9 protein-coding genes are annotated in these 11,959 nt (G+C 65.3%); all 9 read left to right on the forward strand.

What is annotated here, in order from left to right; all coding sequences use genetic code 11:
* Nucleotides 1-1,561: glucodextranase DOMON-like domain-containing protein (locus ACE3UY_RS09020; protein ID WP_374687212.1), on the forward strand; the 1,561-nt coding region annotated here is incomplete at its 5' end.
* Nucleotides 1,562-1,661: 100 nt separating this feature from the next.
* Entirely contained in the window at nt 1,662-2,003 is a 342-nt protein-coding gene (locus ACE3UY_RS09025) for a hypothetical protein (protein ID WP_374687213.1), read from the forward strand.
* Nucleotides 2,000-2,407: a DUF6516 family protein gene (locus tag ACE3UY_RS09030; protein ID WP_374687214.1), complete on the forward strand. Its 408-nt coding sequence runs from the start codon at nt 2,000-2,002 to the stop codon at nt 2,405-2,407. The genes ACE3UY_RS09025 and ACE3UY_RS09030 overlap by 4 nt, the downstream gene beginning before the upstream one ends.
* A gap of 14 nt (nt 2,408-2,421) precedes the next feature.
* Nucleotides 2,422-4,134 (forward strand): alpha-amylase family glycosyl hydrolase, encoded by a 1,713-nt coding sequence (locus ACE3UY_RS09035; protein ID WP_374687215.1) that lies wholly within the window; start codon nt 2,422-2,424, stop codon nt 4,132-4,134.
* 81 nt (nt 4,135-4,215) lie between these two features.
* The gene (locus ACE3UY_RS09040; protein ID WP_374687216.1) at nt 4,216-6,750 is read left to right on the forward strand and encodes a glycosyltransferase family 39 protein; all 2,535 of its coding nucleotides are present in this window, start codon (nt 4,216-4,218) and stop codon (nt 6,748-6,750) included.
* Between the two features lie 188 nt (nt 6,751-6,938).
* Complete coding sequence (locus tag ACE3UY_RS09045; protein WP_374687217.1) at nt 6,939-8,153, forward strand: hypothetical protein; 1,215 nt, start codon at nt 6,939-6,941, stop codon at nt 8,151-8,153.
* A gap of 492 nt (nt 8,154-8,645) precedes the next feature.
* The gene (locus ACE3UY_RS09050; protein ID WP_374687218.1) at nt 8,646-10,586 is read left to right on the forward strand and encodes an ArnT family glycosyltransferase; all 1,941 of its coding nucleotides are present in this window, start codon (nt 8,646-8,648) and stop codon (nt 10,584-10,586) included.
* A 240-nt stretch (nt 10,587-10,826) separates the two neighbouring features.
* The gene (locus ACE3UY_RS09055) at nt 10,827-11,615 is read left to right on the forward strand and encodes a YIP1 family protein (RefSeq protein WP_374687219.1); all 789 of its coding nucleotides are present in this window, start codon (nt 10,827-10,829) and stop codon (nt 11,613-11,615) included.
* Between the two features lie 21 nt (nt 11,616-11,636).
* Nucleotides 11,637-11,959 (forward strand): ATP-binding cassette domain-containing protein (locus tag ACE3UY_RS09060; protein WP_374687220.1); only part of this gene is annotated, 323 nt, incomplete at its 3' end.

Genomic DNA, 11,959 nt, shown 5'->3' on the forward strand with positions numbered 1-11,959 from the left:
GATGTACATCGCCGAAGGCTCCGACTGGTTCTGGTGGTACGGCTCCGATCAGGACTCCACCGACGACGCCTCGTTCGACGCCCAGTTCCGCAACACGCTCAAGCGGGTCTACACCGAACTGGAAGCGGAGCCGCCGCTCATCCTCGACGTGCCCATCATCCCGGCGGCTACGGCCACGGCCGACCGCGGGGCCAGCGGGCTGCTGACGCCGATCATCGACGGCGTGCTGTCCGAAGGGGAGTGGGACGCGGCCGGGCTGTACACGGCCAGCGGCGGGGTGATGGCCGCGGCCACGCCCGCCTTCGCCGAGCTGGCCTACGGCTTCGACGCCCGCAACATGTACCTGCGGGCCGGCCTCGACCCGGACTTCGCTTTCCCGACCAACGCCGTCACCACCGTGCGCTTCTATCTGGGCGCGCCGGCCGGCGGTGCGGTTAGCAACTTCAGCCAGAGCGGCGCGCTGCTCGGCTTCGCCGCCAACCGGATGGTGGAATTGACGGTCAGCGGCGGCGTGCTAGGCAAAGTATCCTTCTACGAAGCCGGGGCTGACCAGAGCTGGAGCATCGTCGCGTCTGGCACGGCCAGCAACGGCCAGGCGGCGTTCGACGTTTCCGAGGAGGCGGCCGGCGGCGGCGCAGCCGTGGGCGAGGGACAGATCGAGGTCGCCATCCCCCTGGCGGCGCTGGGCGGCGCGGACATTGGTGCGACGGTGGTCGTGCGCGGCATCTACGGCGAGACGGTCGATCGCATCCCGGTTGACGTGGATCACATCCCCTCCACCGGCCCGGCGGAGATGATCATCCCCGACCTGGACGCCACGGCCGCTCTGTTGGACGTGACCGACCCGGAGAACGACGACGTCGGCCCCGGCACGTATGAGTATCCGACGGATGTCGTCTATAAGCCGGGCAACTTCGACATCACCAACTTCCAGGTCGGCGCGGACGACGACAACATCGTCTTCCGCTTCACGCTGCGCGGCCCCATCGACAACCCCTGGGACGGCCCCAACGGCCTGTCGTTGCAGACGTTCGACATCTACATCGACCAGGATGGCGACGGCGAAGGGGGCGTGGCCTTCTTACCCGGCCGGAATCTGGCGCTGGCCGAGGGGAGCGCCTGGGACTACGCCATCACCGTCGAGGGGTGGGAATCGAAGATCTTCACCCCCGGTGAGAAAGGGCCGACTGAGATCGCCGGGCCGGCCGACTTCCAGGTCATCACCGACGCCGGTCAGCAGAAGGTCACCATCCGTGTGCCCAAGACTATCCTGGGCGAGACGCCGGAAGCGTGGCGCTACGCGGCGGCGGTGATGAGCCAGGAGGGCTTCCCCAGCGCCGGCGTGTTGCGCATCCGCGACGTGGCCTCCAGCGCGGAGCAGTGGCGCATCGGCGGCGCGCCGGCCGGCGTGACCAACCACACCCGCGTGCTCGACCTCGTCTGGCCGGAACCGGGCCAGCAGGAGGCATGGCTGAGCGACTTCACCCCGTCGAACGCGCCGCAGGCCGATTTGACGGCGGAGGAGTTCGCGCGGGTGGAGATGTTGGAGGTAACGCCGTAGTCCTTCTCGGTGTGTGGCAGGAGACAGGTTAGCACCTGTCTCCTGCCACCGCTTTGCATCGCCGCTATGTTATAATCACAAGCACTTCGAGTGGAGGTTGATGATGCAAGCACCAGCGGTAAAGGGACGAACGAACAAGCGCACCGCGCGCCTTGCGCAACTCATTCGCATCTACCAAACTGGACAGGTCAGTGAGTTAATGGATCAAACCCTGGATAAACTGTTCTCTGTAGAGGCAGCCGAGGCGCAAAAAGATGTTGAAGAGTTGCGCGCCGATTTGTTGAAGTTCGAGGAACGTTTCGATATGACATCGGAGGAGTTCTACAATCGTTTTGAGGCTGGGGAAATGGGTGATGACGCGGACTTCATCGAGTGGGCGTCCTTCTTCGATATGTACCATCATGCGAAAGACCGCCTCGCGGCATTGAGTGACGAAGCGTGAAAGCTGGCGAACATCTAGAGAGAGTAGAGAAGTACATTGTTGACAACAAGCTTATCAAAGCGTCCCAGACCAGAGAAAGGCGAGTCAGGCGATTCGAGGCTTATATCAAAATCAGATTGACGCTGATTGATGACAGCATCTTGGATGTGACGGAGTACATCTACGCGATTGACGAGAACGATGCTCAAGTTAAGCGCTACAGCTATCATTGGATGGATTCGTCCAGCCAATTACGGCTACGCTGGGATAATGTGAGCCATTACCCAAAGCTTCCTGGCTTTCCACACCATCTCCACGATCGTGCCGAAAAGCACGTCGTATCAAGCGAATCCATGACTCTACCTAAAGCACTCGACCGAATCGCTCAAGAAATCGAGTCCTTTAGAAACCAACAGCAGCTTTAGCAGCGAGTTATCCGATGACCGACAACATCTTCGGCCGCCTGGCCACCGTCGAAATCCGCAGCGAGTACGCCCAATTGCGCTTGCAGGGCATCCAGCATCGCCGCCGCCTCTCCCCCGGCTCGCCCCGAGCGGGCGAGCAGCCGGTCGTCACCGTCACCGTCGGGCCGGGTTTGCCGGTCGATGAAGTCGTCTGCCTGGTGACGGAGCCGGAAGCGGTCGTTGTCCCGTTGCAGCGAGTGCGGACGGAGTGGGACATCCTGCTGTTCGCCTATTACGAGGTCTGGGAAGCGGCGCTGCCCGCCCACCCGGCTGGGACGCTGGTGCGCTACCAGATTCGCGCCCACGACGAGGACAGCGGCGAAACCTACTGGGCTGACGATGCCGCCGAGTACTCCTACGTCGTCGGCGACTCCGGCCCGCCGGCCTGGGCGCTGCCGGCCATCGTCTATCAGGTCTTCCCTGACCGCTTTTCGCCGGGCGCCGGCCGCGCCTGGAACCAGACCAGCCGCCTCTCCGACATCTACGGCGGCACACTGCGCGGCGTCATCGATCACCTCGACTACATCGCCGGCCTGGGTTTTACTGCCCTCTGGATCAACCCGTTCTTCCCCGACGAGACCCACCACGGCTACCACGCCACCGATTACTTCACCGTCAACCCGCGGCTGGGCACGCTCGACGACGCCCGCGAGCTGGCCGACAAGGCCCACGAGCGCGGCATCCGTCTGCTGCTTGACTTTGTGGGCAACCATTGGGGCAGCAAGCACAGCACCTTCCAGGCCGCGCTGACCGACCGCAACAGCCCCTATTACGGCTGGTACTACTGGAAGAGTTGGCCGGATGAGTATCTGGCCTACTTCGACGTGCCCGACCTGCCCAAGCTCAACGTCGATCACCCCGGCGTACGCGACCATCTGCTGCGCAGCATCGGCTTCTGGCTGGGCGAGATGGGATTTGACGGCCTGCGGCTCGACCACGCCGACGGCCCGTCCTACGACTTCTGGACCGACGTGCGCGTCGTCGCGCGCAGCGTCAAGCCCGACGCCTGGATGATCGGCGAGTTGATCCGCACGCCCATGCACCAACTCAGTTACGCCGGCCTGTTCGACGGCACGCTCGACTTCCTGCTCTGCAAGGCGATGCGCGACACCTTTGCCGGCGGCGAGATGGGTCTCGCCGCGTTCGACGCCTTCCTGAACCGGCATGAGGCGTACTTTCCGCCCCAATCCGTCTTCAGCCGCCCCAGCTTCCTGGACAACCACGACATGAACCGCTTCCTGTGGCGGGCCGGCAACGATAAGCGCAAGCTGAAGCTGGCCGCGCTGGTGCAGTTCACACTGGGCGGCGCGCCCATCGTCTACAACGGCACCGAGGTCGGCGTGACGCAGGAGCGCGGCATCCACGACCCCGGCAGCCAGGGCATGGAGGAGAGCCGCCAGCCGATGTTGTGGGGGGATGAGCAGGACGACGATCTGTACGCCATGTTCTGGTATCTGAGCCAACTACGGCGCGGGCACACCGCGCTGTGGCGCGGCCGGCGCAGCACGCTGCACCTGGACTCGGCCGCCCAGACCTACGCCTACGTCCGCGAGGATGGCGGTCAACCGGTTATCGTCGGCCTGAACCTGAGCGAGGAGCCGCGCACTATCACCGTGCCCTACGTCGAGCGGGCGACCGTGGTGACGTTCGACCTGCCGCCGGTTAGCGGCGACGTGGCTATCCTTTAAGAAGAAGTAATCCACAGATTTCGCAGATTACGCAGATTTTCAGAAATTTGGTGGCAGGCTTCTGTGTCATCTGGGAACCCCGTGGATAAATCGCTGTTCGACAGAAGCATGATGGCCGGCCATTCCGACCAGCGCCGTGCGGATCGATGGCGCTGGGTCATGGCGGCGTTGTTGCTGCTCAGCTTCGGGCTGCGCGTCCACCGCATCGGCGAGCAGCGCGTCTGGTGGGATGAGGGCTGGTCGGTCTGGGCAGCGCGCTTCTCGACTCTCGACATCCTGCGCCAGACAGGCAACGACGTTCACCCACCCCTCTACTTCGAGGCCCTGCACCTGTGGCGCATGGCGAGCGGCGACAGCGAGGCGGGCTTGCGGCTGCTGTCCGCCTTCCTGGGTACACTGACCGTCGCCGCGACCTACACTCTGGGCCGCGCCATCGGCCGCTCGCGTTCGGACGCTGCCGGCCACCTCGTCGGCGCGCTGGCCGCCCTCTTCCTGGCCGTGTCGCGCTTCGCCATCGCCTGGTCGCAGGAGATCCGCATGTACGCCCTGGCGTCGTTCCTGGCCGTCTTGGCGCTGTGGGCGGCGCGGCGGGTGTGGGAGCGAGGCCGGCCGATCGACGCCGCACTCTACGTATTCAGCGTGACGGCTGGGCTGTACACGCTCTACCTGTTCGCGCCGGTCTGGGTCGCGGTCAATGTGGCGTGCCTCTGGGAAGTGCGACGGGCGTTCGTAGCACAGGGTTCTTATCCTGTGATACGGACACAGGATAAGAATCCTGTGCTACGGTTGGGGCGCTGGGTCGTACTGCAATTCGTCATATTGGCCCTGTTCCTGCCGTGGGTATGGTACGCTGCGGGCGGCTTTCTCAGCACCACCTCGGCCGCGCCCATCCGGCTCGTTGACTTTCTCCACATTTACTGGACGGTGCTGACCGTCGGCATCCCCCTCGACGTGGCCCAGTTCAACCGGCTGACGCTGCCGGCGCTGGCGATCTTTGTGACGGCGGTGGGCGCGCTCATTGTGGCGGCGCTTAGAGCGACCAGGGGAAAGACAAATGCCGAGCGACGAGCGACGAGTAAAGAAACGCCAGTGGCCCGCGATCTGGCCTTGCTGCTAGCCGTCCTGCTGCTGCCAGCGCTCATTGTCTACGTTGTGTCGCTGCCCAAGCAGAACTTTTATAACCCACCCTTCTCGCCGCGCTATCTGGTCATCTTTACCAGCTTTTACAGCATCTTGCTGGCGTGGGGATTGGTGACATTAGGAGAGTTGATGAAGCGCAGGGGGGCGGGGGAGCAGGGGAGCAGGGGAGCGGGTGGCAAGTGGCAGGTGGCAGGTGGCAGGTGGCAAGCCAGTAATGTGCTGACAGTGCTATTGGCGGGGGTGATGGTGGGGGTGGCTCTGGTGGGCCTGTGGCCTTACTATCCGGGGCGGGTGCTGCTGGATGATTACCCGTCGCTGGTCAGCACCATCGACGCCCACCGTCAGCCCGGCGACGCCGTCATCCTCTATACCGACACCGATTGGCCCATCTTCGCTTACCATCACCCGGCGGCGTGGCGCGGCGTGCCCCATCTGTGGACGATCACGCCGGAGACGGCCGCCGACTACCTCGCTCCCATCTGGGAGGCGCACGACGCCGTGTGGCTGGTGACCACGCCCTACAGCGCCGCCGGCGACCCGCAGCGCCACGTTCCGGCCTGGCTGGCGGCGCGGGCCACGGCCGTGCGTGAGTTCACCTACCAGGACATGGCGCTGACACTCTACGCCCGCACGGAGGAGCGGGCGGCGATGGCCGACCGGTTGGCGACGGAGGCGCCCCCCCATCCGCTCGACGTGCCGTTGGCTGGCGGCGGTCGGCTGGTCGGCTATGGCCAGGCGGCGCGCGACTTCAAGAGCGGCGACGTGATCTACCTCTTCCTCTACTGGCAGAGCGCCGGCCCGCTCGATACGGAAGTTGGGCTTCTGGATGAACAGGGGCAAAGGTGGGGGACGGCGGCCCTATCCCTGCCCGCTGCGCCGGAGAACGGTCGCCGGCAAGTAGACCTCGTCGTCCCGTCGGAAGCGCCCGACGGCCGCTACCGCTTTTTCATAGAGGCAGCTGGCCAGCAGCCAGCTGCCTTCGGCGCGCTCACCCTGCGCCAGAAGCAGGCCGCCTTTCTGACCGAGGCCAACGTGACTATCACCCGGCGCGTCGATGCCTCCTTCGCGGGCGGCATTCGCCTGCTGGGCTACGACCTGGCCGCCGGCCGCGCGCGGCCGGGCGAGCCGGTCGGTCTCACGCTTTACTGGACATCAGAAGGGGGTATAGGCCAGACCTATAAAGTGTTCACCCACCTGCTGGGTGACGTGTTCAATGCCACCAGCGGCAACTTCCTCTGGGGCCAGAGCGACAGCGAGCCGGCGGCCAACACGCGGCCGACGACGACCTGGCGCGCGGGGGAAGTCATCGTCGATGAATACGCCATCCCCCTCGCCGCCGATGCGCCGGCCGGCGTTTACCGGATCGAGATCGGCCTCTATGACCCCTTGACCGGGCAGCGGCTGCCCTTGCTCGATGCCGACGGCGCGCCGGCCGCCGATCACCTGATCGTGACCACGGTCGACGTCGCGCCCTGAGCGCCAGCGCGGGGTTGGCGTCGGTGAATCGCCGCTGAACAGTTGTGCCTCCGCCGCCGCCCTGCGCTATCCTTCACGACATGCCCAAATACCCCCTGCTCGTTCTGGGACTGCTATTGCTCGTTGCCTGCAACCCCGTCCCAGGCCCGCTGCCGACGGCGACACTTCCACTTGAAGCGCCGGTTGAGATGGCTACCGCAAGTCCGCCGGTCGAGGGAACAGCCGCCGCTGCCACCGACCCGGCCGCCAACCCCACCGTATCGCCAGCGGCCACGACGGCTAATGGCGCCGCCGGGGCAGCCGAGGTCTTCGTGCCGCTGCTGCCCGGCGGGGCGCTGCCGCCTACGCCGGAGGCGACGGCCGTGATCGTCGTGGAGGCGTCCCCCACACCGGAGCCGACGGATGAGCCGCCGCCCACGCCCACCCCCGGCTCCTCGCCCACCCCATACATTAGCTACATCCCCGACTACACGCCGCGACCGGAATTGGGGGCGAGCAAAATGGGCCTCCACGTGGCCCGGCCCAACAGCCCGGCCATCCTGGAGTTTGTCCGCGCCGCGCATCCGGCTGTGGTCAAGGGCGTCGATGACCTGGGCTTTCTGGGCGAGGTCAAGAGCGTCTCCCCCGGGACGGTGACCATCGGCCGCTTCTCCGTCGATCCGCAGGAGTATCAGGGCGAACCGGAAGCGGCGGCGCAGGCGTTGATCGCCCGGCAGTTGCCGGAGATGGTCCACCATCCTTACGTCGATTACTGGGAGGGCTGGAACGAACCCGATCCCAATATGGATCGCATGGATTGGTACGCCCGGTTCGAAGCGGAGCGCGTGCGGCAGTTGGCGCAACACGGGCTGCGGGCGGCCGTCGGCGGGTTTTCGACCGGCGTCCCGGAGCTTTATGAGTTCGAGTTGTTCGTCCCGGCCATCGAGGCGGCCAAGGCCCACGGCGGCATCCTGACGCTGCACGAGTACGCCGCGCCGGACATCACGTTTCTCTACGGCGACCCCTTGCCCGGCTACCCCACCTACCCCGACCGGGGGCCGCTGATGTTCCGCTACCGCTGGTTCTACCGCGACGTGCTGGAGCCGCGCGGTCTGGTTGTGCCGCTGGTCATCTCCGAGGCGGGCATTGATGGCATCATCGGCAACCGGCCCGGCCCGGACGGGCTGGGGTGGCGCGACTTCCAGGAGTTCTGGGTGGAACAGGGCTGGGGGCCGGACGGGCCTACGGCATTCCTGAACCAGCTACAATGGGTGGACAACGAGGCGCGGCAAGACGAGTACGTGATCGGCTACACCCTCTTCACCGCCAGCGGCGGACGCGCCTGGGAGAGCTATGAGTTGGACGGGTTTCTGCCGCGGCTGGCGGAGTACATTGTCAGTCAGAAGACCGAGGGTGGAAGATAACAGTTCGCTTCCCGTTGGGGCGTTCATTCAACACATCGGACTGTGATACAATAGTTTAGATGGAGCGAGGTGAAGACGGATATGCATAAAGCACAGGACTCGATCGAAGCTTCTCAAGCGCTCACTCCCGCCGAGCAGTTACAGTTGAGCGGCGCGCTCACGCAACCCTTGTGCTGTCGGCATGTCCAAGGAACCTCAGAGCAGCTTCCCAGAGTTGATTACCTCAACGCTCTAAATCGAGTTCGCCCGGTTACCGATCTAGACCTTCTCGTTGCGGACTTTTGGCCCGATGACGAATCGGCTAATGATCTCAACGAATTTGTGCGCCAACAACGTAAAGCTGAGCGATTCTCCAAATGGCATTACGCTGCTCACGCATAATCCCTCTGGTTTTCAGGCTATAGAGGGTCTCGCGCTCGTCAGCCAAAACCAGTAGCCTCGCCGATCTTGACGCCCCTATTGTCTATGCCGCTCGAAAACAGCAGACGCCGATTGTTGTATGCCCTGCTGGTAGCGGCGGTGTTACTCCTCGCCCTCGCCCTCCGCCTGCGCGGTCTTGACACGACAGCGCTCTGGGGCGACCAGGCTTTCACGCTGAACACGGCCATGCGCTGGGTCAACGGCGGCCCCATGCCGCTGGCGGCCAACAAGTCGTCGGTCGGCTTCGTCAACCCGCCGATGATCGAGTACCTCTATGCCGCGGCCCTCTTTCTATGGGGCGACATCCTCAGCGTCTCGCTCCTGACGATGCTAGGCGGCCTGGCGGCCGTCGCCGTCACGGGCTTCGTCACGGCGCGGCTGTTCGGCCGCCGCGCCGGGCTGTGGGCGGCGCTGGCCTTCGCCGTCGCGCCGTGGGCCGTCTACTGGAGCCAGCTCATCTGGAACCAGACGATGGTGCCGCCCTTCGCCGCCCTGACGTTGGGCGGCCTGTTGCTCTATCTCTTTGACCGGCCGCGCCCCGCCTATCTCATCGCCAGCTTCGCCGCCGCCGCGGCCATGACCCAGGTTCACCCCGGCACGGCCATCCAACTCCTGATCTTCCCCCTGGCGCTGCTGGCCTACCGGCGGCGGGTGCGCTGGACGCACGTGCTGGCCGGCGCGGCTGTTTTCGCGCTGCTCTACGCGCCCTACCTGCTCTACCAGATCGGAACCGGCTGGGCCGACGTGCGCGCTCTGCGCGACATGGCCGGGCAAGGAGCGCGTTTTAGCGGCGCGGCCCTCCTGCTCAGCCTCGACCTCCTCCGCGCCCAGGGCCTCTACCGCGGCGCGCCCTACGTCAGGTGGTTCGACGCGCTGGCTGTGGGCCTGTTCGTCGCCGCGCTGATCATCGTCGTCGCGCGGCTGCTAGACCGGACAGGTTTCGAGCGGACTCCTGTCCGCCGACCTGGCAGGTCTGATAACCGGGGCGCGCTGGCTATCCTCCTGCTGTGGTGGGCGCTACCTATCCTGTTCTACCTGCGCTCGGCCGTCTACTTGCAGAACTACTATCTCGTGGGGCAGTGGCCGGCCCACTTCATGATCATCGGTATTGGGTTGGATACGGCGCAACGAGCTATTGAGCGGTTGGCGGGGAGAACACAGGCTAAGAAGCCTGTGCTACGGGTAGCGGCGAGCTGGCTGCCGGCGCTGCCCTTTCTGGCCCTGTTCGCTTACCAGACACTCTTTGCGGTGCGCTATCAGGACGCGCGCGCGGCCGAGGACAACTCGCTGTTGCAGGTACGCCAGATGCGGCTGCTGATCGACCAATCGCGGCGGCTGCTGGCCGAACGGCCGGCGTGCCGTCTCGTCGGCGTGGGGCGCGGCCACCAGGTCGAGAACTCCGATCTGGCGCTCCTGCAGGAGTTTGTCGATCCGACGCGCGTGCTGTTGACCGATGGCGACCTGGCGCTGCCCCTCCCCCAACCCTGCGCCGTCTACGTCAATACCCGGCCGGGCAGTCCAGCTGCCTATTGGCTGCTCGACCAGGCGCAACCCATTGATGACGCGCCGTTGGCGGCGCAGGGCGATGCCTGGCAGTTCTACGATTGGACAGCGCCCCCGCCGCCGGACAACGCGATCACAGGCCCGCAGTGGGAGATAGGGCTGACGCTGGACGGCCACTTCCACGGCGACCTGGCGACCGGCCAGGGCTTCAACGCAAGTATGGTCTGGCGCGTGCTGGAGCCGCCGGGCGGGGTGTACCACTTTGGGGCCTACCTACTGGATGAGAACAATGCCGTTGTCGCGCAGCAGGATGGCCCCGGCTTTGACAGCATCCAGTGGCGCGCCGGCGACAGTTTCGTCACCTGGTTCACCTTGCCCATTCCCGACGATCTGCCCGCCGCGAACTATCGCCTGGCCGTCGCGCTCTATAGGGCGCATGATCTGGCGCGGGCCAATCTCGTCGGCGGCGGCAACACCGCTTACCTAGAAGCGCTTACCCCGCAAAACTAGTAGGGGCAGACCTGCGTGTCTGCCCCAGGGCGCACCTGCGTGTCTGCCCAGGGCGCACCTGCGTGTCTACCCAGAGCGCACCCGCGTATCTGCCCCAGCCCCTACCTTATCGCCGCCCACAGCCGGCGCGGATGATGACACGTTAAGGCGTTTAGCGCGGCGGCGGCATTTCGGCTATAGTACCATCGCGGGCGCGGTCCCCGGCTGGGCCTGATTTTGTTTGCAGTCTGAGTCTGATGTATGACGATAGAAGATGATGTTCTACCGGCGCGCCGCGCCGCCGACCGCGGCTGGCGCTTTGATTTGGTCATGCCGCTTTTTCTGCGCCCACGCGCGGCGCTGGCGCAGATCGTGGCCCAGAACCGGCCGCTCTGGCGCACGCCCATTGTCCTGCTGATACTGGCGACCGCCGGGCGCGCCCTGCTGGTCGGCTCGATCAACGCCGCGGCCAAGGCCGGCGGTGAGCCTGTTCTGCCGTCCGGCTTCGAGTTCTACACGCCGGAGCAGCAGGCGCAATTCATGCAGGCCGCCACCGCCTCCAACAACGTCACCTTCAACTACATCCTGCCCACCCTGGGCGCGGTGGCCGGCGTGGTGATCGTCTGGCTGCTGATCAGCTGGTTGCTGCACCTCATCCTGACCCTGCTCGGCGGGCGCGGCACCAGCCAGCAGGCCATCAACGTCGTCGCCTGGAGCAGCCTACCACTGGTACTGCGCGCCCTGGTGCAGCTCATCGCCATTCTGGTCACCGATCAGGTCATCGCCTCTCCCGGGCTGTCGGGCTTCGCGCCGGCCGGCGAGGGATCGCTACACGCGCTTCTGGCTTCTGCGCTCTCCCAGATCGACCTCTACTTCATCTGGCAACTCATTTTGATCGCCATTGGCGCGCGCCTCAGCAGCCAACTGCGATGGGGGCGCGTGGTGTTTGCGCTGGCGCTGACGGTTTTCATCGTGATGGCGTTGCGGGCGCTGCCGTCGGTCATTCTGGCGCGTTTTGGCGACCTGACGGTTATCCAGCCGTTCCTGTAGAGGCAACCGACCGCGCTAACTATGAATGGCCCCTCTCCGCAACGCCCGCCGGCCGAGTTTGTCACCATCACCGGGCTGCGCAAAACGTTCGCCATGGGCGATATGCTCGTCCATGCCCTGGCCGGCGTCGATCTGAGCATCGTCGCCGGGACATTCACAACCGTCATGGGCCCGTCCGGCTCCGGCAAGAGCACGCTGCTCTATCTGCTGGGCGGGCTGGATCGGCCAACGGCCGGGCGTATCGTCGTCGGCGGCGACGCGCTGGAGGAACTGGACGAGAACGCGCTGGCCGCCTATCGGCAACAGGTGGTCGGCTTCATCTTTCAGTCCTTTAACCTGATCCC

It is taken from the genome of Promineifilum sp. (SeqCode), from assembly GCF_041918635.1.
Taxonomy (GTDB): domain Bacteria; phylum Chloroflexota; class Anaerolineae; order Promineifilales; family Promineifilaceae; genus Promineifilum.

What these genes read in the sequence shown, in the direction of transcription:
- ACE3UY_RS09025 (WP_374687213.1), top strand. Translation starts at nt 1,662, where the DNA reads ATGATGCAAGCACCAGCGGTAAAGGGACGAACGAACAAGCGCACCGCG.
- ACE3UY_RS09035 (WP_374687215.1), top strand. Translation starts at nt 2,422, where the DNA reads ATGACCGACAACATCTTCGGCCGCCTGGCCACCGTCGAAATCCGCAGC.
- ACE3UY_RS09045 (WP_374687217.1), top strand. Translation starts at nt 6,939, where the DNA reads ATGGCTACCGCAAGTCCGCCGGTCGAGGGAACAGCCGCCGCTGCCACC.
- ACE3UY_RS09055 (WP_374687219.1), top strand. Translation starts at nt 10,827, where the DNA reads ATGACGATAGAAGATGATGTTCTACCGGCGCGCCGCGCCGCCGACCGC.